This is a genomic window from Roseibium sp. M-1, assembly GCF_054515675.1.
In genome coordinates, this window is the sequence record NZ_CM137257.1 from 4,565,790 (window position 1) to 4,589,637 (window position 23,848).

Consider the following 23,848-nt stretch of genomic DNA (forward strand, 5'->3'; position numbering starts at 1 on the left):
TCGATTCGCGGTCCTTCGGTTCAAACGGTAAGCAGTGGCGCAGATCACCGAGCGGGGATATCCGCTTGCGGAGGCTTCGAAGCGCCTGGGTATGAGCGCACATTCGCTTTATGCTTGGAAGAAGAAGTTCTCCTAGTCCCCGATCCGGGCGTAGTTAACCAAGCCGCGGAAATCCGCCGGCTGAAGCAGGAGCTGGCTCTCGTCACCGAGCAGCGCGACATCAAGAAAAGCAACCGCGTACTTCGCCAAGGATGTTGGACGCTTCCGTGAGATAGATCACGCTGTCCACGATTTCCTGCGCCGCCGTAATGGTACCCTTGGGCGACAAAGATCGGAAGTAGTCCCGTGAACCCGTAGCATGGAGCTGCGTGTCTACAACACCAGGCGATACCGCGTTTACCCGGATGTTGTCGCTGGCGAACTCCAGCACCAAGCTCTTGGTAATTGCGTTCAGCCCGCCTTTGGTGATCATCGGCATGTTGCTTTGACCCTGGCGATGGGGTGGTCGGTCAGCGACGACGTAATCGTAACGACGCTTCCACCGGATCTCTGGCGAAGCATCTCTTTGACAGCTACGTGAGATACCCGCTCCGCGAGCTTGGGATCGCCAACATCGCCGTCAATACGCTCAGGCCTTCTCGCACGGTCGAACGATGTCGTCTCGCTGATCAGCCGCGACGTCGCGACGACGTTCCAGCTTTGTCCACGAACGTCTTGTCGAGCCCGGCGCCAATGCCCTGCGAAGCACAGGTAATCACAGCCGTCTTGTGCACATTCATTCGTGCTGCCTCCATTTGCTTTTTCGAACGACGGTGGCCAGCGAACGGGCACTGGAGCATTGTATTTGTCGAAGTTCAGAGGCTGCCCCGTAGGGCGCTGGTGGCGACTTTCTCGCCAAATAACGTGCCGACGCTATCGTACCAAGGTGTTTCCGATATCTTTGGGTCGGTCAACATTATGAAGGACACCAAGGTACAATAGATCCGGATTGCCTGTTCAACTAAGCATTTGCGAACAGCGCATCGAACGGAGTTCCGAGATGAGAACGTGGCATGATCGCCGAATTCTCGACCTTCTGGGAATAGAGATTCCTGTCATACAGGCGCCGATGGCCGGAGCAACGACCGTCGAAATGGTGATTGCCGCTTCTCAAGCTGGCGGTTTGGGTTCGATGCCGAGTGCGCAATATTCGGTCCAGCAATTGCGGGAAGCCCTCTCGCAGATCACTGCTGGAACTGCCAAACCAATAAATGTCAATTTCTTCAGCCACCTGACGCCTGATGCCGATCCTGTTGGTCAGATGAGATGGAGAGCACTCCTGGCGCCTTATTTCGTAGAATGTGGCCTTGATCCCACAGCCATGACCAGCGGGCTCGGTCGAGCTCCCTTCGACAGCGAATTTTGCGAAGTCGTCGAAGAGTTCTGTCCCAAGGTGGTGAGCTTCCATTTCGGTCTTCCGGATCGGCAACTTGTCGACCGGGTAAAAGCCACGGGGGCGAAAGTGCTGTCGTCCGCGACGACTGTTGCCGAGGCCGTCTGGCTCGAGAGACACGGTGTTGATGCCGTGATCGCAATGGGTTTCGAGGCTGGCGGGCACCGCGGGAACTTTCTTACGCAGGACATGACGACCCAAGTCGGAACGATGGCACTCGTTCCGCAGGTCGTGGACGCGGTTGAGGTTCCGGTCATTGCTGCAGGGGGAATCGCAGATGGCCGCGGAGTTGCCGCGGCATTGATGCTCGGAGCGTCTGCGGTTCAGATCGGGACTGCCTATCTGTTGACTCCAGAGGCCAGAATTCCGGATCTGCACACCTATGCTCTCGGCCAAGCAGGCGACGCCAGCACTGCCATCACGAATGTCTTTACGGGAAGGCCCGCGAGAGGCGTTGTGAACCGCCTAATGCGGGAACTGGGTCCGCTTTCGGACGTGGTACCTGCGTTCCCGACTGCTGGGGTGGCGCTCGCCGCCATCCGCGCGAAGGCAGAGGTTGAGGGACGCAATGACTTCACCAACCTTTGGGCGGGACAGGCCATTGGTTTGGTGAAAAGGCTTCCTACAGCAGAATTTACAATGAAGCTGTTCGAGGACGCGATGGCAACTTTAGAGGCGGGTTCGACCATCAGTCGTCTCTAGAGGTTCGCGGCAGACTGCCTCCCGCAGCGCGTCGGCTCAAGGTGGAGATCCGAGCGCATATCTTGGTACGGCAGAGACGCCAAACTGAAGAACCATCCCATGGATCTTCCTGCAAAGTCACATCGGACAGCAATCAGACCGTCTTACGCCGGAGGAAACTCCATGTCGCGACGAGTGACCGACCAACTTAAAATCGTTCTCGCAGGCTCAGCATCTCTCGCAATCACAATGGGTGTCGGCCGATTTGGGTTCACTTCAATCCTGCCGATGATGCTGCACCATGGAACGGTCGATCTCGCGTTTGCGGGAAGACTGGCAACCGCAAATTACGTTGGCTATGTCGTTGGGTCGCTAGCAGCGATGCTCATACCGAAGGCGTGGTCGCAGACGGATGATATCAAATCCGCTCTCTACTTGACAATCGTACTGACTGCTCTGATGGCGATTCCGCTCCCATCGACATGGATAGGTTTGAGATTTCTCGTCGGCGTCGCCTCGGCGATCGGCTTCGCAATTACATCGGGTTGGTGCTTGGTGGAGCTTTCCGCGGCACCTGGCTCAATCGGCGGCGCAATCTTCACCGGGCCAGGAGCTGGGATTGCCATTTCGGGTCTGGCAGCTAGCGTAACGACAGCACTGAGCTTTACTAGGCATTGGGGCTGGACGGCATTTGCAGTCCTGTCGGCAGGGATGAGCGCACTTATCTGGCGTGCTTTTCGAAAGTCCAGCAGAGACGTCGAACCATTTTATTTTGGCAGCGCCAGGACGTCGAGTCGGGTCCTGCGAACCGAAATGCCCATGTTCGCCGTCGCCTACGGTTTCGCTGGTTTCGGTTACATCGTGACTGCTACATACCTGCCTGTCGTCGCGAAGAAAGCAATACCGGACTCCCCTTTGCTGACCGTCTTCTGGCCGCTGTTTGGCATTTCCGCCGTAGCGGGTTCACTTCTGGCATCGCGCGGGCGAAAGAGCGCCGACGCTCGCCTATGCCTCGTGGGTTCGTATCTCGTGCAGTCGACAGGCGTCGCAATGCCTGTCGTGTGGGAGGATGCACTCGATCTCGCCCTGTGCAGCATTTTGGTCGGAGTTCCGTTCACCGCGATCACCCACTTCGCCTTAAATCAGGTAGGGAGAGTACGATCAAGTCACCACGCCCGCTAAATGGGATTGCTAACGGCGGTGCTCGCAGTCGGCCAGATCATGGGGCCGCCTGTCGTGGGGGCGATTTTACTCGCCAATCTAACTCCGACAGCGCGTTCGGTTTCGCCCTGGGCATTGCAAACATGACCCTCGTAATGGGTGCTGTTGTTCTGGTGGCAATGATTGTAATGTTTCCGGCGAGGGGCCATCATAAACCACAGGCACGCTAGTGGGTCTCTCGACCATTGTCGATCCTCAGCTTCGCCGCCATGTTTACAAGATCCGGCAAGGACCGAGCGCTCATTTTTCGCATTACCTGGCCGCGGTGCGCCTTAACTGTGATCTCGCTGATGTCGAGCTCGAACGCGACCTGCTTGTTCATGAGACCCTTCACCACGCCTGACATGACTTCGCGCTCTCGCGGGGTTAGGGCATCGTAGCTCTCTTGAAGGCGCATCAGCTCTTCCTCATCGCGGATGAGTGCCTCGCTCTCTGAAAGAGCTGACTTTATAGCGGCAATGAGTGTCTCCGGGTCGATCGGTTTCGTTAGGAAATCGAGAGCGCCACCCTTCAAGGCCTTCACGGTCATGGGGACATCGCCGAAACCCGACACAAATATAATCGGGGTTCGATTCCCGCTGTTCGCAATCAAGGACTGTAGATCCAGGCCATTGAGCCCCGGCATGTTTACATCCAAAATGAGGCAGCTCGGTCCTGCATTTGGTTTGGCGCTCAGAAAAGACTGAGCAGAGTCAAAAACAATTGGTCGCCACCCTGCCGAACCGATTAAGAGTTCAAGAGATTCTCGCACAGATATGTCGTCGTCAACCACGAATACCGTCGGTCCACTCAGAGTGTTCAGAGGCTCGGTACTCACATGGTTCATCGCCGAGGTCATCCGGTACATATGTTGCCTCCTTAAGGGGGCGCAAACTCATCGAGTACAAACACTATATCACGAGTGAGCGCCGACACTATTGCCCTGAAGAGCGATATCTCATCCCACAGAGCAGAACATGCGAGTTTCCCAACGTAAATCCATTGTACGTTGGTATCGGCATCCGTTTTCGACCTGTTTCCACGACACCATCGTACAATGGTATGCGACCCGTCAATTTAGCATGCTCATTTGGTCGATCACGCACGCCGCCTCCGTTCAGCGAGCTGGCCTCTGTTCGTCAGATCGGAAAAGACGCCGAACATCCCAACATTTTCAAGGAGATAACGATGAGCAAGATTCTGATGGTTCTCACCTCGCATGATCGGCTTGGCAATACCGGTCGGAAGACCGGGTTCTGGTTGGAGGAATTTGCTGCTCCGTACTATGTCTTCATGGACGCAGGCGCCAGCGTTACCGTCGCCTCACCGCGGGGCGGGCAGCCGCCAATTGATCCGAAGAGTGACGAGCCCGGCAATCAGACTGCCTCCATGACCAGGTTTAAGGGCGACAACGACGCTCAGTCCGTACTTGCGAACACGGTGCGCCTCGCGACCGTCGATGCCAAGGATTTCGACGCGATCTTCTATCCGGGCGGGCATGGGCCGATGTGGGATCTCGTCGAGGACCGGAAATCAATCTCGCTGATCGAGGAATTCTATGGCTCCGGTAAACCTGTCGTAGCAGTTTGCCACGCACCTGCAGTCTTTCACCACGTAACGTTCCAGGGAAACCCGCTGGTCAAGGGCAAGCGGGTGACCGGATTCACTAACTCCGAGGAGGAAGCGGTACAGCTCACCAAGGTCGTCCCGTTCCTGGTCGAAGATGATCTCAAGTCGCTCGGAGCGCTTTACGAGAAGGCAGGCGACTGGGAGAGCTTCGCGATCGTGGATGGCCATCTGGTCACGGGCCAGAACCCCGCCTCGTCCACGGCTGCAGCGACGTTGCTTCTCGGCCTTCTTTGATCGGCGAGCTCTGATATGAAGCCCCATCTCGCGGAGATTGAAGGTGTCGAGCTCAAATCTGGAGACGGCGGCCCACTCGACGTCCTGATCGAATTCTACCGTGCCTTTAACGCAGGGGATCTGCGAGGCCTCGAATCCGTATGGTTAGCAGGCGACACCCCAAGCATGAACAACCCGATTGGCGGCATCCGGCGAGGAGCGGCAAGGATCAAGGAGGGTTATTCCAAGCTCTTCAGCGGGCCTGCCAAGATCCACGTCACCTTTCATGACTTTACCAGTCAGGGAGGCCCAGATTGGCATCTCTTTGTCGGTAGGGAGCGCGGCAATTGCGTTACTGCGGACGATGAGCTGAAGATCGCATTTCGAACGACACGTTGGTTCGTAAGACGTGACGATTCCTGGCGGCAGCTCCATCACCATGGCTCAGTTGAGGACGCGGACATGCTTCGCAACTACCAGCGCCTGATTTTTGGCCAATAGGCATAGAGAACGGCGGTGCAGATCGCCGCTCTCCTAATGCCGCGTGCAACCAGGCCCGTTCAAGATAACAGAATCTCAGACCTGACGTCGCACTCGATGACAACGGCCGCCCCACGATCGACATGAAGCAGAAGCTTGACCGCAACGGTAAGGGCTACGTCTTTGGGACGGGACGAACTGGATCGGAATCCTAATGCCCACCGACTGTGCGACAAGGTATCTTCGTCTCTCCGCGGATATGCGTCAACCGGACTTTCCGAAGACGGCTTGATGACGCATGTTGCATCCCGGTGGCCAGGGCGGCGCTCAGTATTGTCACCAGAGGATTGGCAGGGCCGCGTTCCAAGAATTATGTTCGCCGCTGGCCAATTGGCTCGGAAAGGTTCCGCCCAGAGCTAAGTATCGTGTTGCGCTCTTTTTCGAACTCGTGGGTAATGGCGAGGCCTGCGAAATACCATGACCGAGTTACAGCGAGCGGTGCGAGCCGTCTCGCCGGCAATGCGGGGCCACCGCTTGTAAGGTCCAGAGCTTAGCGAAAAGGATCATGCGTCGCTCCAGTGCTTCGGCAAACATGGTCATCATCGTTGCGCACTCGCTTGGGTGTGGCCTAGGCCATGGGCCGTTCTCAAGCGCGTTTGCCGCGGACGCGATTGTCAGATCGATCTCGTCTGCCGTTGTTGTCGGTTCCTTGGGGAGTGACCGTCCGTCAGTGGGATCAACAATCTTTTTTCATTCGGTTCCAGAAGCTCTCACCCAATGTCCGCTGACAACGAAGCTTTCGAGGATGTGTGGTGGAAATTGTTGCCAAATCTTTCGTTGTGGTATCCACTTATTCAGCTAGGACCACGCATCCACGTCGATAACCGCCTGAGCAAATGCGGCGGGCGCCTCTTGGGGAAGGTTGTGACCGATGCCCCCAGAGATCAGGCGGTGTTCATATTTTCCGTTGAACTTGCCAGCATAGGCCTTCGAATCGGGGTGTGGCGCGCCATTGGCGTCGCCCTCCATGGTGATTGTGGGGACAGAGATTTCTGGGCTTGTCGCGAGCTTTGCCTCGTATTTGTCGAACTGCTTTTCTCCCAAAGTCAGCCCGAGGCGCCATCTATAGTTGTGGACTACGATCTCCACATGATCAGGATTTGCGAAGGCTGCCGCCGTCCGGTCGAAAGTAACATCATCGAATTTCCACTGAGGAGAGGCGAGCTTCCAGATTAGCTTGGCAAAATCGTTCGTGTACTTTGCGTAACCCTGACGGCCACGTTCGGTCGCGAAATAGTACTGATACCACCACTGCAGTTCTGCGGAGGGTGGCAGGGGAACTTTTCCAGCCGCCTGGCTGCCGATGAGATAGCCGCTGACCGAAACCAGCCCCCTGCAGCGTTCGGGCCAGAGCGCAGCTACGATGTCGGCGGTGCGTGCGCCCCAGTCGAACCCTGCTATGGTGGCGCGATCGACCTTAAGGGCGTCCATCAATTTAATAGCGTCGACGGCGAGCGCTGACTGCTGTCCGTTGCGTTTCGTCTCCTTCGAGAGAAACGTGGTGCCGCCGTATCCACGCAGAAACGGAACGATTACCCGGTGTCCCCGTCCAGCCAGGATGGGTACAACTTCTGCAAAACTGTTGATGTCGTACGGCCAGCCGTGAAAAAGGATAACGGGTGATCCGTCCTGCGGGCCGACCGACGCGTAGGCGATCTTGAGGTCGCCAGCGTTGATAGTTTTTTCGGCGATCAAAGGAAGCGTGCCTTGTTTCGGGGGAGTCGTCTGATCCGCACGTGCAGTAGCCATGACAGAACCGAGGATCTCGGCGGCGGTCAAACCGAGGGCCGCGCCGCTGAAGGAACGACGGGTCAGGTTGACAAGATTGATGTTGCTCATGATCTTTTCTCCTGGGCATTGTTTAGGTCCTGTCCGCGGGCGCGTGCAGCAGCCCCTGATTTCAGCAACATTTTGGAGAGATCGACGGGATGCTGATACTGAACGAAGGTGTTGAACATACTAAGGTATCGGCGAAACCTATGTTCAATCCCGCCTTAGAGGACATTCGACATCAATATCTCCATTTCGGCGCCCAACTGCCGAAAGGAGATAGTGAATTCGCGTGACTACTGGCCCGCGAGGCGGATCCGCTCCAAAAAAACACGGCTCCTGGAAGCGGCCATCTCGAATCTGCTCGGCGAACAGTCGAAGCTGACCGAGAGTGCGAGCACGCTCACCTTCGAGCCTTGCACGCGGCAGACCAATTTCTGCTATTGCTCTGACTATAAGGTGGCCGCCAATCCTCTCGCCCTCTTCAGCAACTGTCTTCAGGAAAATCGCTCAGGATTGGAGGACGATCTCCCGATAGACGCCAGAAGCCGCCCAGGCTTGGCTCGCAGCGCGTGCGACGTACTCGGACGATGCACTGCCGTACGACACGGAAAGTGGCCTGCCAGTAGCTTTTTCGGCTCAGCAGAAATCAGCGTTGGCGTCGCGGTTTTCCTATCCCGAATAAGCAGATTTCTCTTGATCGTCATGCTCGAATTTCACGATTGAATTATCGAGCTTGACATCGGAATTCCGGTAGCGCGTGTCACCATGACAGGCACCCCCTTGTAAGAAGGGGTGCCCGATTGCGGATCGAAATGGGATAGCGACATGACCGGATTCATTTCAGGGTAATAGCCTGCGATCGAGCCACTCGGGATGTCATACGCCACTGCCGTTAGGCCTCCGATCGAATGCGATTCTTCATCGTCGAAAAGGCTGCGGATTTCGATTCGATCTCCGTCGGCAAGTTCGCGACTGGCCAAGTCCTCTGGGTTCATGAAAACTACGTCGCGTCGGCCAAAAACGCCTCGGTAGCGATCATCGTGGCCATAAATAGTGGTGTTGTACTGATCGTGGCTGCGGATGGTCGTCAGAATGAGCGCCTGGTTGGAAGCAAGTGCCGGATCCTCGCGGATGCCGGGTGCCACTATGAAGTTGGCCTTGCGGCTGACGGTATTCCAGCGACGGAACGAGGCCGCAACATCCAATCGGAAACCACCCGATTTGCGAACCCGCGTATTGAAGTCGAAGAAATCGGGAAAGACCATCTCGATCTTGTCGCGAATGCGATCGTAGTCTCCAACAAGGCCGTCCCAGTCGATCCCGTATCGATCACCGAGCGTAGCCTTCGCAATTCCGGCGATTATCGCAGGTTCAGATCTAACCATGTCGCCAGGCGGCTTCAGAAACCCACGCGATGCGTGTACCATCGACATGGAGTCCTCGACGGTGACAGCTTGGGGGCCCGACGCCTGAGCATCGAGATCCGTTCGACCAAGGCACGGGAGGATTAGCGAAGTCCTAGCAACCAGGAGGTGGGAGCGATTGAGCTTTGTTGCGATGTGGACTGCCAGATCGAGCTTCCGCATCCCCGCGAAAGTAGCCTTGTGATCAGACATCGCGACCGGAAGATTTCCCCCGAGACATATTAACGCCTTTGAGGTGCCTGCAATGACTGCCCCCATGGCCTCCACCGCGTTGTGCCCCCTGTTCGCACGCGGCAGGAACCCAAAGGCCCGTTCGATGCCTTCCAACAGCGCCGTGTCCGGGATCTCGGTGATGCCGACTGTCCGGTCGCCTTGGACGTTGGAATGACCGCGAATTGGAGCGATTCCGGCGCCTTGGCGGCCAATGTTTCCCCGCAGCAGAAGCAAATTGGCGATCTGCTGGACATTGGACGTACCTCGGGCGTGCTGGGTAATGCCCATCCCGTAGCAGACGATGGCGCTTTTTGCATGCGCGTAGACCGAAGCGGCGCTCTCGATCGCTGCTTGTGACAATCCGCTTGCAGATACTATTTCATCCCAAGTGGTCGATTCGATATCAGCCTGAAGGATGTCGATTCCCATCGTGTGGTCAGATATGAAGGCGCGGTCTAACACGCCCGACTCTCCACGATTCAGACTTTCGGTATCCATCGCGAACACGGCTTTCATGATGCCTTTGAGTGCTGCGAGATCACCGCCAACCCGTACCTGATGATAAGCGGACGCGATGCGGGTCGAAGAAAGCGTCACCATCTCAATCGGGTCTTGCGGTGCGGCGAAGCGCTCTAGCGCGCGCTCTTTCAGAGGGTTGAACACAATGATTGGAACGCCGCGGCGTGCCGCCTGATGAAGAGTGGACATCATGCGCGGATGATTGGTGCCAGGGTTGTGTCCAAAGCTGAAGATCGCGTCGGTGTGATCGAAGTCTTCGAGAGTTACGGTGCCTTTGCCGACTCCTATGGATTTGGTCAAGCCAACGCTGGTAGCTTCGTGGCACATGTTCGAGCAATCCGGGAAGTTGTTTGTACCGTAGGCGCGCACGAAAATCTGATAAAGAAACGCAGCTTCGTTGGAAGCGCGTCCGGAAGTGTAAAATTCCGCCTTGTCGGGATCGTCGAGCTTGTTGAGGCCGGCGGCCGTCAGCGCAAACGCCTTATCCCATGCAATCGGTTCATAGTGATCAGTGTCGGGATTATAACGTAGCGGCAGTGTCAATCGGCCCGCATCTTCAAGTTGATGATCGGACCACTCCCAGAGTTCCGAGACTGTATGCTGCCTGAAGAAATCGACATCTATCCGCTTGGCGGTGGATTCCCAAGCGATAGCTTTGGCACCGTTCTCGCAGAATTCGAAGGAAGAAGTGTGTTTCGGATCCGGCCAAGCGCAGCCTGGGCAGTCGAACCCTTCGGGTTGGTTTGCCTTCAACAGCGTGCGGCTACCTTGGGCAAAGATTCGTTGTTGCGCAAGCGTCTTAGCGACCGCCTTCAGGGCGCCCCAACCTCCGGCCGGGTGTTTGTACTGCTCAATGCCATCCGGGCGTCTTTTCATTATCGCTGGCTCCCTAGTTCCGAACAGGTGCGATGGCGACCTGCATCTCAGTCAAATGGCGCATCGTAAAGATCGCATGAGTCGGCTGACTCGCTCGGCCTCCCGATCTCAGAGGCTCCAACGGTGACACGATCCAATGTGAGAGTTGGCGTTGTTCGTCACTGCTCCGGTGCAGTAGTCTCGCTTGACAGGTCGCTAACCCCGATCGACGCTATTCGCTGGCCAAGATTCAGCTCGATGTCTGAGCGTTTCTGCAATCCCGCTTCCAAAAGCTTCGCTATTCGAGCTCTCGTAGCGGGGCGTTTGGCCGAGATGAAGAACTGATCGAGAGCGGGTGGAAAGAGCTCGTCATCAGGAAGGGATGTTTCGTCAATAAATCGCTTCGCCTCAGAAAGTGCGTCCTTGTCGAATCCTGCGATCCTCCGGGCGAAGCGATCGACGAATGCGTCGAGAGACGCATCGGGAATGGCTCGATTTACGTACCCGTATCGTTCGGCCAAGGCCCCCGGGAAGTCGTCGGCGCCGAGCACCACTTCGATTGCGCGACCGCGTCCCATTAGGCCCGCCAGCCTCGCCATCGGGTTGCCGCCTGGCACTGCGCCGACTCCGACCTCAAATTGTCCGAGTATCGCCTTTTCGGCGCTCGCAAAGCGAACGTCGCACGACAAGGCGAACTCGCTACCTGCACCACGAGCCCGACCGCGAATTGATGCAATCGATACGACAGGAGCTCTGGAGAGGCGCACCAAGACGTCGAGCCAGGGATGCATGCCTGTAGCCCCCTTGGTCATTGTGGCCGTTCGGTCTTTGTCGACGAGCACGTCGTAGTGGGCGAGGAAAAAGTCCGGATCGGCGCTTTCGAACACGATGACCTTGATGGCCGGATCAGCTTCCAGTTGCTCGATCAGAGCGGAGAGTTCAACAATAGTGTCCGGATCGATGAGGTTGATCGGCGGGTTGTTGAATATCGCCCGCACTAAGCCTGGAGCGGGAAAGCTAAGTTCGATTTGCTTTTTCATGCGGATTACCTCGCGTCGCTGTTAGGCAATCACCTAGCCGTGCCTAAGATTTAAATCCTATGGCACAATAGTATCGCCCGCTGCCCCGGTTCACTTGAGCCCGGGCGAAGGCCGCCTCCGGGCAGGTGGAGTCGGTCTTCAGCGGATCGGAACGATCCGCGCGCTCCGATGGTGGGGAGGATGCGGGAGCGCTGTGGCTGTATCAGCCCATCGCCGTGGGTGGAAATGGCGACGATCAGAAAATAGCTATCTTCAAGGTGTTGCAAAACCAGACTTAGGTATCGGCTGCCTGGTGCGGACTTTACGGCGTCGATCGGTCCGCCGGCTTAGTAAGTCTAGGGAGAGAAAAAGCAAAGGTCGCGCCAGGTCCGTCATTAGGCAAGGCCCACATTCGACCGCCAGAATTTTCAATGATCGAGCGGCTGATAGAGAGACCTATACCCATCCCGTCGCGCTTTGTCGTGAAGAACGGTTCGAACAATTTGTGCGCAGCGTCAGCGGGGATCCCGACGCCGACATCCGAGATTGACAAAGAGGGCTGCTCCTCACTCACCAGTTCAGTTCGCACGAACAGACGGCGAGGCCGCCCCTCGATCTCTTCCATGGCTTCGATCCCGTTGAGGATCATATTCAGAATGACCTGCTGAAGCTGTATGCGATCACCACCGACAGGCGGTAGCTCTGCCGTCAGACTGGATTCCAGGACGATAGATTTCTCACGCATTTCTCGCGCCGATAGTGCTATGACCTCGCGAGCTATCTCATTGAGGTCGATTTGCTCCATGGCTGGAGACTGCCGATTGAACATAGCCCGAAGTCGCTTGATAACTTCGGCCGCACGCATGGTGTCTCGGATTGTCCGTCGGGCAGTGTCTGTTGCGGAGGCGATGTTCGGTGGATCGAGTGCCAATAGACGGACACATGCATTGGCGTTCGCAAGTATGCCCGAAAGTGGTTGGCTTACCTCGTGCGCTATGGAGGCTGTCAGAGCATTAATTGTCAAGACGCGTGATACGTATGCGAGTTCTTCCCGGGCCTTTAGAAGTGCTTCCTCACCGCGTCGGAGAGCATCTTCCGCTCGCCTCGTCTCGGTGATGTCCTGTACCGTTCCCATGAACACCGGATGATCGCCGATGTAGTGTGTTACCCTAGCAAGTCCTCGAATGAATCTAACGGACGCGTCTGTCCTGATGATCCGGAAGACGAAATCGGCTGCCTCACCAGCCATCCCTTTATTTATCTCCGAGTCAAAGAGGTCTAGGTCTTCCGGATGGACCCGCTCCCTGACCGCATCGATGCTTGGCTCGATATCAGGGTCAAGGTCGAATATTCTGTAGAATTCCTCAGACCAAATATTCTCATTCCGCTGGATATCAGATGTAAAGCTGCCCGTTGAACTAATCCGTTGAGCGGCAACGAGTTGCGCCTGGCTCCGTTCGACCTGCGTCTCTCGCTTGAGAAGAGCTTCCTCGTGACGTGTCCGGTCTATGGAAATAGCTGCGATATGCTTCGCTCGATCTACTATCTGCTGCTCGCGAGGTTTAAGTTTTGCTTGCTGATGTCGGAAAATCGCAAGTATCCCGGCCGTGTTCCCATACGGAGAGAGAATAGGAATTGCCTGGCAGTAATTCAGACCGTTGGCCAACATGATCTTGCCCATCGACGTCTCACGCTGGTCGCTTTCGGGCAGATTTTTGATCTCAACAGTTTTTTTTGTCAGAGCGGCAGTGGAGCAGGGGTTGTCGTCCGAAATCACGCTCTTGCCGGCGAAGATCTCACTGAACTCGCCAGGCAGCCTGGTAGCCGCTCCCATTCGGAAGAGCTTGCGGTCAAGCGAAAGTTCAAGAAAACCACAGACGACGTCTGGAACCAGATCTGCGACGACATCGCAAAGCCGTTGAAGGACGCTTGCCGAAGGTGCGCCTCGCGCGACCATTTCGAGTATCTCCATTTCCTGCCCGAAGAGGTGGGTGGATTCCCGACTGTCCTGAACGTCGGTCTGAAGTACGCAAAAGCCGGCCAACTCTCCGTTTTGCATCCAAATTTTTAGGATCTGTGCCTCCAACCAGCGCAGTGTGCCATCTGCAGAGAGCGCTTGATACGAAACGACAGCTGGGTCATTTCGGGCTTGTCCTGCCTGCTGCTGGAAAATTTCCTCCAGGTTGCCAAGATTGAAGTTGGCTGGTCTGACTTGCATCGGAATGCTTAGCGACGATCCGTACCAGCGCCAGGCTGCTTGATTTGCGAACTTGAGCTCCAGATTAGGAGCTAGCAGAAGCGCCTGGAGTGAGAGCGAGTCTAGTAAGTTGCGAAAATCACGATCCGCGTTGCCAATCTGGTCGTTGATCCTCTCTAGGGGTTCTGTCGCAAGCCAACACAAACCTCCTCCCGGACCGTTTATTGGTGAAGTGGAGAGATTGAGGAGTTTGAATTGTCCGTCCCGCTGCCGCAAACGGGCAGCGAAGTGTTTAACGTCGCCCTGTTGCGCGTCCTTCTGCATCCGATTTGTGTGTAACGCATCGTCTGGATGCAGAAAGCTTGCCAACTGCCAGGAGCCGCCCTGTTCCATCATCAGGCCAGTGAAGTTGGCGAACCGCAAGTTCGCATAGCGCAGAGTTCCTGTTCCGTCCGTTGTCCAGACCAGGCCTGGCAGGCAGTTGAGGATCCCTTGGCCATCGTTGGACCCGGATGTGACTTCTTCTTCGTCGTGTGAAATTGACATCAACAGTCGTTCCGTTCAATTCCTCGCCCCACTGCCAAGGCGGGAACCGTTGCTAGTCCGCTCGCGCCGTTAAACTGTGCCTCGGTCCGCCGTCGCCCAATGACGATGTCCTTCAAAAGAATTGCTGCCAGCGCGCAAATGAGCATACAAATCGAGGCGGTCAGGGTGACCATGACAGAGGTCCAGCCGATAGTCGCCGCGGCTAGGATGGTTCCCACTGAGGTCGACATTTTCAGCACGGAGAAAGCCTCAGCCCTCATCTCTTGTCTCACCAGTCTGTTGAGCTGCAACGAGTAATGGATGCCGAGCGATGAGGCGCATATCCCGACAAGCGCGCAGCCGAGTATCGATAAATTGAAGGAATTCTGAAGTACCAACGCCACACCGATGATAAGCGAGAGGAACATCGCCGCGACCTGATGCTTCGAGTAGGCTTTGTTGAGCAGGCCGTTTCCCACGGACGCGGCAAGCGACGCCGCACAAAGGGTTCCGGTGAATAACGCACCGTACCCAGCTTGCAAATTGAACCCCATCGCGAGCGACACCGCGCCCACTTCGATCCCGCTGACCGCGGCGGCACTGGCGCAGGCGCATCCGAGCCACAGAAGGACTTCAGGCGACAGCGACTTGGTTTGGGTTTTCGCCCCTTGCGGCTCTAAATTGCTTCGCGCGGCCGGCAAAATCATTGCGGGCACCGCGCCGAGTATTGCGATTGCAGCTATAGAAAATGATGCGGATAACGATCCAAGACTGGCCGCCAAGATCGGCGTGACGAGAAAGGTGAAATCCGATGCAAAAGCTCCCAAAGCAACGGCCCTTGTCATCTGTGACTGCATCACAAAATAGTTTGCGCTGTCGCGCAGATAGCCGAAAGCCGCACCTTGCACGAGGCCGGCGGCCACTGCCGCTGTGATGAAAACTGCGAACGGCGCGCCCGTCCCACATGCAGCGGCGCACACCAAGAGCGCTGCTGTACGAACAATGATAAGAGCCTTGAAGAAGGTAACCGAGTTCGCACCCCGCCCCAACCGGCTAATTGGGAAGGCTCCGACAAGTTGCGCGGTTGTCATGGCCGCAAGTGCGGTAGCTCCACCAGCTGGGTTCCCCGTGATTGAGAGTGCCGCCAAAGCAAAGGCTATAGACGCGCCTGAGCGAGGTGCACCAAACAATCCGCAGGCAACCGCCCAGCGAATAGTCTGATGACTTTGTAAATCGCCCCAGTTCATTTTTTCGTCAATTCTTGTCGTAGCGTCCGCAGATAAATCTTGCCGAATATTTGCAGCACACGTGGTAGGAAGAGCCTCGCATTCAGTGACTTTGTAGCAACGGTGGCACTCTTCATCAGGATGAGCTTACCGCAAACTTGCGCCAAGCACACTACACTTAGGTATCGCGTCTGATCTTAAATGGCGGAACTCCGGCCAAGCTACACTACTACTCGTAAGTCAGCAGGCATGGTCTCCTCGTGGATCATTGGCAAGAGGCGCGGATTGCGCGGCTACTACGTCTAGCAAGTCATAATGTATTCGGCGCATTGATGGAGCTCCGCTCAGTCGTAATAGTCCGGCAAAAGCCTGAGCTCGTCCGCTTGATGTTTGTCGTGATTGATGAAGAGCTGCGCATTGTATTGGCGCATAATCTCTTTGATCCGTTCCATCGAGTAGATGGATTCTGGCTTGTCGACATTCAGCTCGGGAACGATGTCTCGCTCGAAATTATCCTTGAGATGCGCCACGTCTCCGGACAGTATGACGTAGCCAGTATTGGCAAGATGGACCATCAATGACTGACTTCCAGGAGTGTGCCCCGGCGTCGATAGCAATCTGACGCTACCGTCGCGAAACAGATCTATGTCTCCTATCACCAATTCGAGGCGGCGAGGATGTCCGAGCAGCTTGCGGGCAAGTTGGACAAGCGTGTTCAGGTTCGGATCCGATGGTGGAGGTGAATTGATCCACTCATATTCAGCCTGCTGCATCACAACGGTTGCGTCGGGAAAAAGCCCCACATTTCCAATGTGATCGCCGTGCGTGTGCGACAATAGGACATATTCGATATCGGAGGCTTTTAATCCGATTTGGGCAAGCTGGGAGGTGATCGTCTTGTCGAGATGATAGACGATCAAACTGGGAAGTGTTGACCACCCCTTCGGGTCGCCGATAGCCGTTTCGGGCACCCCGGTGTCCCACATGAGGTATTTGTTCCCATGTTGGATCAGGTAGCATGTCGAGGAGAACTCAATCGACTTGCCCTTGTTTTCGCCGGGCGTCCATACGGACTCGTCATTTGCCAGAGAATGACCGCAATCGACCCGGTACAGACGATCGATGGTGGCTCCAGGATTTTTTACCTCCGTCGCCGAGAGTTGCGAAGTGTGCGCCGTTGAAAGCAACACGACGGCGATTCCCACCGATTGAGAGATTGCAATTAGAGGTTTCATTATCGGTCCCCGATCTAGATGCGCAGCGATGTTTCCTGTCCAGCAGAAAAGTAGTGTCGATATTGAAAGGAGCATTCCACCACTAGCCGCCATTTTTTGATCTATTTCATCGAAGTGTTCGATATACGGATATTGCTCGGCCTGGCGGCTGTGCTCATCGACCATTCCACCGAAGTCGAAAGGAAGCTGTCAGAAGGCATACGGATGCGGCGAGAAGAACGAGGTCCTTGAGCAAGAATTGCCCAGGCACAGCGGAGATTGCAGGGAAACCACCCGCGGTTTCTTCTGACACGCCTGGCGTACTCAGCATGAATGTGAGGGTGATCGCGAACGTCACCGTCGACATTGCGGCACCCAAGGCCGAGAATAGCGGGCTGAAGGCACCGAAAACTAAGGCAACCGCAGTTGACAGCTCGAGTACACCCACAACATAGCTCGCTCCCTGCACGTCGAACATCTCGCTCAACCAAGCCATGATGGGGCTGTGTTCAATGAATGGGGCAATTCCAGCAGCTTCGTAGGCTGTGAATTTCATTGCGCCAAACCATATGAAAATGACAGCTAACGACCATCGCAACAGGGCGAGAGAGCGATCTGATTGCTCGGCGATCTTCAGCTGAGCTTTTTCTCCAAGCAGTGTCATTGCTGATTGTCCTTCCAAAGTGTTGAGTTAACCAGGAGCAATGGATACGCCGACGCTGACGCGAACTGCAGGCGTTAGTAAGTGTGTGCCTTCGGAGGCTGGGGGCACGTCACGATAACGCGATGGCCACAGTCAGCAGAATGAGGTTCGGCCCGCCCGAAGCTGTTGATATCGTAACGTCCGCCCTGCACCGGCAAGACTGGTAATCCAGCCACTGGCCCGGCTTTGACATACGAGGCGAGCAGGTCTCCTGCCATAAAGGTCTTGTTTGCTTCGAGTGAGGCTCCGGCAGCAGTCTCAGATAGGTCCACGTGAATGGTCGACTGGGAGGCTTCAGCCATCGTTTCGCCGAGCGCAATGCTGCCAAACGATCGGCGTGTGTGATTTGCGGGTACAAATTTGAACATTGCGCCAGTCTCCGATGGTGATTACTTGCCTTGCGAAAAGGGTGCGCACACGATCCTGATACTGAGAGTGTTGCGCCGGCCTTCCGCATCGAGATCCTTTGTCGGATCCGTACCGCGGAACAATGAGACTGGCTTCGGCGGCGCGCTACTGCACAATGGTATTGCCCAACGGTCAGCGCTTAATGCCGGCGACCACGCGCTTCATACAATTTTTCCTATCGCTGCATTCACCAAGAGCTGACCATCGAACTGCAGCTACCCAATCGTTGCCCTTATCTCAAATGGGCCTCATTGACCATCGTCAGTGAAACTGGCGCTCCCGATGTTGTGGAGTGAGCAGATAATCCTGAATGCCATTTCCGAGAAGTTGAAGCTGCGGTCTAAGGATGATGCCTAAAGCCAGGCATTTCGAAGCATGGCTTATCGTACAGGCGGTGCCCTGGTATCTACGTTTCTGCTTAGCTGGCGAGACTTTGAGGAAATGTTCCGGGAACGTAGTTTCGAGGTCGATCATAGCTATGTGGATAGTTGGGTCCTGGCTTATGCGCCGATGATCGAAAGGCGGGTACGCTAGTTTTGGCGCCCTCATTGCGGTTCGGTGCGGATCGACAAAACCCACTCCCCGATCCGAGGCAAGAGGCGATATCTGTACCGGGCGATCGACAAGCACGGAAATTCCATGGGTTTCCTGCTGACAGCCAAGCGAGACCTTGATGCCTCAAAGAGGTTCTTCCGCAAAATGCTGAAGGACGAGCCTTTGGTATCGCCTGAAAAGAGCGGTGGTCTCCGATCCTTCAAAACGGTGCGACGGACGATCGCAAGCTTTGAAGACATACACTAGCAGAAGACGAGCTTCAGCCTTGGCGGCCAATGGGCCGTCAATAATCAAAAGGATCTACTCGCGCACCTCTTCGGACTGCAAAAGTTTAACAAAGCATAAGGTCCGGCGTGATACGGGTCATTCTGACATGCAGACAGTTTGTCACAAGGCCCACCCAACACCTTAGAATAATGTACGGCAAGTTGCCGAAATCATAGGCTGAGTAATCAGCTGAGTTCGAAAGGAAAACCATGGACGCGGGGCTCGTTCGAGTTCTCGACACTTTGCCGGGTATGGTGTTCAGCATCCGACCCGGTGGGGCTATCGACTTTGTGAATAAAGCCCTTGCAGAATATTTCGGCATCAAACTGCGTGGCGCAAATGATTGGACCTGGCCCATAGACGATGGACATCCAACCTCTGCGACTTTCGCATCGAGGTTTCGATCGATGCTTTCGCAGAGAGAACCGTTCGAAATGGACATCCCCGTCAAGCTCGCCAATGGAGTCAGTCGGACGCTCCACATTCGTTGCAATCCGATAGAAAATGGCCCCGGCGAACATAACTGGTACGGGATCGCAACTGAACTTGACGCAGATGTCCGCCCTCCTGGCGACAAAAACGACTTTCAGAGGATTGTGGACAGCATTCCGGTTCCTGTGGCGGTGACGACGCCCACAGGAGACGTCGAGGCGCTTAACAATCCGGCCCTCGAATACTTCGGCATGACGCTGGAAGCACTCAAGAATTGGAAGGCAATAGACGTCGTACATCCCGACGACCTTCAAGCGACAATTCAAGATCAGCTGGAGGCACATCGTACAGGCACTTTCTACAACGTGGAGAGCCGACACCTGCGCCACGATGGAGCCTACCGTTGGCACAATGTCCTGGGACTTCCCTTGCGCGACGTGGATGGAACGATTCTGAGATGGTTTCATCTCCTGATCGACATCGATGACCAGAAGCGAGCAGAGCTGGAATTAGCTGTGCGCGAGCGGGAAGCACAGCTCGTCCTTGAAAGTATCCCTGCCGGAATTGGCGTTATTGGGATCACTGGAGAAGTTGAAGCAATCAACGGGCCACTGCTTCGCTACTATGGAAGGACACTGGAAGAACTTCGTGAATGGCGTGGTACTGATGTCGTCCATCCCGATGATATGCCCCGGATGATTGATGCTGTCGATCGTGCTGTCACACTCAGAGAACCATATGATCTCGAGGTTCGACTGCGAAGAGCCGATGGAACCCATCGCTGGTTTCAGGTTACGGGCTCTCCACTGACTGATGACGAAGGGCAAATTGTTCGCTGGTATGCCTTGCACGTTGATATCGACGACCGCAAGCGAGCTGAAGAAGCCCTTGCGGATCGCGAACGAGAATCGAGATTGATTGTCGATGGAATCGCGGGAATGATTGCTATTTTCTCGCCGAACGCAAAGCTTATTGGTGGCAATCAGCAGATAATCGACTACTTCCAGCGCCCCATTGACGAGCTTGATAACTGGGCTACTAACGGGATTACCCACCCTGACGACTTGCAAATTTGCATCGACAACTTCATGGGTTCGATTGAAACTGGTGAACCCTACGACTACGAGACTCGTTTCTTGCGCCATGACGGTGTGTGGCGCTGGTTCCAGCTTAGAGGACTGCCCCTTCGGAATGCCGACGGGGAGATTATCCGCTGGTACGGGCTATTGACCGACATCGATGATCGCAAGAAGACTGAGGAACAACTCCGAAGAAGCGAGGCCTTTCTGTCTGACGCGCAGCGGTTGAGCAAAACTGGCAGCTTTTCCTTGCTGTTGGAAACGGGGGAGGTTGTTTGGTCCGCAGAGACATATCGGATATTCGACGTCGATCCGGACAGCCCGATCACCCTTCAGACTGTGCTTTCGCGTCTTGATCCCGACAGTGTCCTCATCATGCAAAGCGTCGTCGAACGAGCGCGTGCAGGTAATGGCGACTTTAACTTTGATATCCGACTGATCATGTCAGACCAGACCGTCAAGAATGTTCGTATCCTAGCTCATAGCGAGAAAAATAAGGATGGAGAGCAAGAGATGATTGGAGCGGTTCAGGATTTCACAGAAAGCCGAAAGGCCGAGGAAGCCCTGAATGAAGTTCGGTCAGAACTTTCATATGTTACGCGCGTATCCAGCCTTGGCGTTCTGACTGCATCAATTGCGCATGAGGTAAACCAGCCACTCGCTGGGATTGTGACGAATGCGAATACCTGTCTTCGTGTTCTCAGTAGCGAGCTGCCTAATCTTGAAATTGCCAAGGACACTTCGCGCCGTATGATCCGCGACGCAAACCGGGCAGCCGATGTCATCATACGGCTGCGAGCACTTTTCAGTCGGAAGCCACCGCTGATTGAACCCATAGACGTGAACGAGGTCGCCACAGAGGTGATCGCTCTCGCCTTTAGTGAGATTCAGCGAGCTCGCGTTTCGGTCGTAACCGACTTTGGCGCAGCACTCCCTTCCGTTGCAGGGGCGCGCGTACAGTTACAACAAGTGATCATGAACCTGCTTCGCAACGCTATCGAGGCAACATCAGTCGTCACCGGGCGCCCAGGCCGCATACTTATCAGGACGGAAGCTAGAGACGCAGAGGTCCAACTGATCATCGAAGATACTGGGATCGGCTTCGGGATGAGTGGCACAGAGCGGATCTTCGACGCCTTCTACACGACCAAGTCCGATGGAATGGGCATTGGACTGTCAGTCAGCCGTTCGATAATCGAAAGTCACGCTGGTTGCCTTTGGGCACGGAACAATGCTGTGCACGGAGCGACCGTCGGTTTCTCTGTGCCAATATTCTCACCGGGACAAGCTAAAACTCTTTAAACGGATGGCCCGGTGGCTCCAATCGAGAGCCCAGAAAACGGGAGCGATGACAAAACCAAAACAACCCTCCGTGGTGGATCACGATGAGTTCGTAGGAGAGGCGCTGCCAGACCTTCTACGCTCAGTCGGATTTGACGTCCATACCTTCAACTTAGCTGAGAGCTTTATGCACGCGGAGGCATTCGCATTTAGCGATGCAAATATACATGACATTGTAATGCACGGCATGATCCGATTTGAGCAGCCCTAAGACTTTTCGAGGCGGGGAAACCACGTTTCGGCAATATCTATAACTACGCACAAGGATAAGATCCTGTCGCACTCGTCTGATGAAAGATAGCTCTACAGAATTACTGTTCAAAATATTTGGGCATGAAGTACTTCATGAAGAGCTATCTGCGATAAACTTGGTTCCCTCGTGCAGCCATGACTGCGGCTGCTACCGATACCAAAGTGTCGTCCATACTATCGTGCAATAGTGGCAGCTCTTCTGAGATGTGACCCTACTCCTGGCTAAAACCAGCATCATTCAGGAGGATGCCATGTCGCAGATACAAGCACAGCTTACCCGCCGAACGCTTCTTGCTACGACCGCAGGTGCTGTGGGGATGATTTCTCAAGGGCTTGCCGCCAGCGAGTATCCGGCGATTAAGCCGTTCAAGTTCACGGCGAACGATGAACAGCTGATTGATCTCCATCGCCGGGTGGCGGCCACCCGATGGCCGGACGAGGAAACAGTAGAAGACGATTCCCAAGGCGTGCGCCTCGAAACAATGAGGAAGCTCGCAGAGCACTGGAAGCAACATGATTGGCGCAAGGTCGAGGCCCGCCTCAATACGTTTCCGCAGTTCACTACGGAGATCGACGGTCTCGACATTCACTTTATTCATGTAAAATCGAAGTACCAGAACGCTCTGCCGATCATCATCACCCATGGTTGGCCGGGTTCCGTGATTGAACAATTGAAGATTATCAAGCCGCTTACGGATCCTACCGCCTATGGCGGCTCGGAGACCGATGCGTTCCACGTCGTCATTCCTTCCCTGCCCGGCTATGGCTTCTCAGGTAAACCACGCGAAGCTGGATGGAATCCGCCACGGATCGCAAAGGCCTGGGCGGTGCTCATGGATCGGCTCGGCTATAAAAAGTATGTTGCACAGGGAGGAGACTGGGGTAACTCGGTCTCCGAGTTCATGGCCGTCCAGCAGACTTCCGGCCTCCTCGGCATACACACGAACATGGCCGCGACCGTTCCGGCCGAGATTTCGAAGTCCCTGACCGAAGGGACACCGCCGGTCGGCTTGTCTGCCGACGAAAGGCGGGCGTGGGACCAGCTCGACGACTTCTATAAGAACGGACTCGGCTATGCGATCGAGATGAACAACAGGCCGCAGACGCTCTATGGGATCGCTGATTCGCCCATTGGACTCGCTGCTTGGATGCTAGACCACGATATCCGGAGCTATCGGATGATCGCGCGATCCATCGACGGCCAGATGGAAGGATTGAGCCCTGACGACGTCCTCGACAACGTTACCCTCTATTGGCTGACAAATACTGCAATCTCTTCGGCGCGTCTTTACTGGGACAATGCTCACCGCCCGAGCGGCGGCTTCTTCGACCCTCGCGGCATCAAGATTCCCGTCGCTGTCAGTGCCTTTCCGGACGAAATCTACCAGGCTCCGCAGAGCTGGGCCGAGAGGGCGTATCCGAAGCTGATCTACTACAACCGCCCACTGAAGGGTGGCCACTTTGCAGCCTGGGAGCAGCCCGAACTTTTTACTTCGGAACTCCGTGCCTCGTTCAAGTCGCTTCGAGACCAGATCTGAACCTCAAAAATCGGCGGAGCTGCTCCGCAGCCGTTTCCCTCAACTCGAGAACCAAACAAGGAGAACGAACATGCGTGAGAATCAGATCGTGGACTCTAGCTTCACCGCCATTATCAATGCCCCGATCGAGAAGATCGACATCCCGGCATGGTGCTTTTCCCTGCCGGAACAGGAATATCAGGGGTGTTCGCCTGCTCATATCGCAGCTGGCTTCACGACTGCGCCGGACGGGACCCGGATGTCGATCAACGTCGAGACGATCGGTGGCAGCCTGATGGTTCAACACTATACCGAGACGCTCGGCGAGAAGACCCACCTGATCCTCGACTCTGACTCTGACGTTTTCACCCCGACCGGCCGCGTCGTCATTCATGTAACCTGGGAACTCAGCGTGAAGGCACTGGACAAGAACCGTTGCGAATTCACCAACCGGGTTCAGTCGTTCGCAACCGACGAAATGCTCGCGTGGCTGGACCGCCAAGGCATTCCGTTTGAAGTCTTCAAGACCCAGCGACAGCCAATGTCGGTAGCCCACAACAAGGGCGAGACCCCGCTTTTCGCGGCGAGCATCGAGCGGTTCGCACTTTCCCAGAATGCATCCAAGGCAGCCTGA

At 55.5% G+C, this 23,848-nt stretch carries 15 protein-coding genes and 3 pseudogenes; 9 read left to right on the forward strand and 9 right to left on the reverse strand.

Annotation, left to right across the window (positions count from 1 at the left end):
* Positions 1-34 precede the first annotated feature (34 nt).
* Positions 35-255, forward strand: a pseudogene (locus tag ACX3M4_RS20695) (transposase); the annotation flags it as partial.
* On the opposite strand, the pseudogene ACX3M4_RS20700 reads toward ACX3M4_RS20695, so the two are convergent.
* Positions 221-779 (reverse strand): annotated as a pseudogene (locus tag ACX3M4_RS20700) (SDR family NAD(P)-dependent oxidoreductase). The pseudogenes ACX3M4_RS20695 and ACX3M4_RS20700 overlap by 35 nt on opposite strands.
* Positions 780-1,039: 260 nt before the next feature.
* Here ACX3M4_RS20700 and ACX3M4_RS20705 point away from each other — a divergent pair.
* Complete coding sequence (locus ACX3M4_RS20705; RefSeq protein ID WP_459354870.1) at positions 1,040-2,134, forward strand: NAD(P)H-dependent flavin oxidoreductase; 1,095 nt, start codon at positions 1,040-1,042, stop codon at positions 2,132-2,134.
* Positions 2,135-2,296: 162 nt separating this feature from the next.
* On the forward strand, positions 2,297-3,295 hold the full coding sequence (locus ACX3M4_RS20710; protein ID WP_459354871.1) for a YbfB/YjiJ family MFS transporter: 999 nt from the start codon (positions 2,297-2,299) through the stop codon (positions 3,293-3,295).
* 205 nt (positions 3,296-3,500) lie between these two features.
* Here the strand turns inward: ACX3M4_RS20710 and ACX3M4_RS20715 are convergent, their stop codons facing one another.
* Positions 3,501-4,181: a response regulator transcription factor gene (locus ACX3M4_RS20715; RefSeq protein ID WP_459354872.1), complete on the reverse strand. Its 681-nt coding sequence runs from the start codon at positions 4,179-4,181 to the stop codon at positions 3,501-3,503.
* A 320-nt stretch (positions 4,182-4,501) separates the two neighbouring features.
* Here ACX3M4_RS20715 and ACX3M4_RS20720 point away from each other — a divergent pair, with 320 nt between their 5' ends.
* Both ACX3M4_RS20720 and ACX3M4_RS20725 read left to right on the forward strand, forming a co-directional pair.
* Positions 4,502-5,176, forward strand: a complete 675-nt coding sequence (locus tag ACX3M4_RS20720; RefSeq protein WP_459354873.1) for a type 1 glutamine amidotransferase domain-containing protein — start codon at positions 4,502-4,504, stop codon at positions 5,174-5,176.
* A gap of 15 nt (positions 5,177-5,191) precedes the next feature.
* Complete coding sequence (locus tag ACX3M4_RS20725; RefSeq protein WP_459354874.1) at positions 5,192-5,656, forward strand: YybH family protein; 465 nt, start codon at positions 5,192-5,194, stop codon at positions 5,654-5,656.
* 837 nt (positions 5,657-6,493) lie between these two features.
* On the opposite strand, the gene ACX3M4_RS20730 is transcribed toward ACX3M4_RS20725, so the two are convergent.
* The 7 genes from ACX3M4_RS20730 to ACX3M4_RS20760 all read right to left on the reverse strand — a co-directional run bounded on the left by ACX3M4_RS20730 (position 6,494) and on the right by ACX3M4_RS20760 (position 17,324).
* The gene (locus ACX3M4_RS20730; RefSeq protein ID WP_459354875.1) at positions 6,494-7,534 is read right to left on the reverse strand and encodes an alpha/beta fold hydrolase; all 1,041 of its coding nucleotides are present in this window, start codon (positions 7,532-7,534) and stop codon (positions 6,494-6,496) included.
* A 647-nt stretch (positions 7,535-8,181) separates the two neighbouring features.
* On the reverse strand, positions 8,182-10,503 hold the full coding sequence (locus ACX3M4_RS20735) for an FdhF/YdeP family oxidoreductase (protein WP_459359476.1): 2,322 nt from the start codon (positions 10,501-10,503) through the stop codon (positions 8,182-8,184).
* Between the two features lie 155 nt (positions 10,504-10,658).
* The gene (locus tag ACX3M4_RS20740) at positions 10,659-11,519 is read right to left on the reverse strand and encodes an enoyl-CoA hydratase/isomerase family protein (RefSeq protein ID WP_459354876.1); all 861 of its coding nucleotides are present in this window, start codon (positions 11,517-11,519) and stop codon (positions 10,659-10,661) included.
* A 301-nt stretch (positions 11,520-11,820) separates the two neighbouring features.
* Complete coding sequence (locus ACX3M4_RS20745; RefSeq protein ID WP_459354877.1) at positions 11,821-14,241, reverse strand: PAS domain-containing sensor histidine kinase; 2,421 nt, start codon at positions 14,239-14,241, stop codon at positions 11,821-11,823.
* Complete coding sequence (locus ACX3M4_RS20750) at positions 14,241-15,467, reverse strand: hypothetical protein (protein WP_459354878.1); 1,227 nt, start codon at positions 15,465-15,467, stop codon at positions 14,241-14,243. Before ACX3M4_RS20750 ends, ACX3M4_RS20745 begins: the two co-directional genes overlap by 1 nt.
* A gap of 323 nt (positions 15,468-15,790) precedes the next feature.
* Entirely contained in the window at positions 15,791-16,846 is a 1,056-nt protein-coding gene (locus tag ACX3M4_RS20755) for an N-acyl homoserine lactonase family protein (protein WP_459354879.1), read from the reverse strand.
* Complete coding sequence (locus tag ACX3M4_RS20760) at positions 16,836-17,324, reverse strand: YkgB family protein (protein WP_459354880.1); 489 nt, start codon at positions 17,322-17,324, stop codon at positions 16,836-16,838. The genes ACX3M4_RS20755 and ACX3M4_RS20760 overlap by 11 nt, the downstream gene beginning before the upstream one ends.
* Before the next feature lie 747 nt (positions 17,325-18,071).
* On the opposite strand from ACX3M4_RS20760, the pseudogene ACX3M4_RS20765 reads away from it, so the two are divergent.
* The 4 genes and pseudogenes from ACX3M4_RS20765 to ACX3M4_RS20780 all read left to right on the forward strand — a co-directional run bounded on the left by ACX3M4_RS20765 (position 18,072) and on the right by ACX3M4_RS20780 (position 23,848).
* Positions 18,072-18,671, forward strand: a pseudogene (locus ACX3M4_RS20765) (IS6 family transposase).
* Positions 18,672-18,802: 131 nt separating this feature from the next.
* Positions 18,803-21,406 carry a PAS domain-containing protein gene (locus ACX3M4_RS20770; RefSeq protein ID WP_459354881.1) on the forward strand — a complete coding sequence of 868 codons (2,604 nt, stop codon included), beginning with the start codon at positions 18,803-18,805 and terminating at the stop codon, positions 21,404-21,406.
* A gap of 542 nt (positions 21,407-21,948) precedes the next feature.
* Positions 21,949-23,235 (forward strand): epoxide hydrolase family protein, encoded by a 1,287-nt coding sequence (locus ACX3M4_RS20775; RefSeq protein ID WP_459354882.1) that lies wholly within the window; start codon positions 21,949-21,951, stop codon positions 23,233-23,235.
* A 70-nt stretch (positions 23,236-23,305) separates the two neighbouring features.
* Complete coding sequence (locus tag ACX3M4_RS20780; protein WP_459354883.1) at positions 23,306-23,848, forward strand: hypothetical protein; 543 nt, start codon at positions 23,306-23,308, stop codon at positions 23,846-23,848.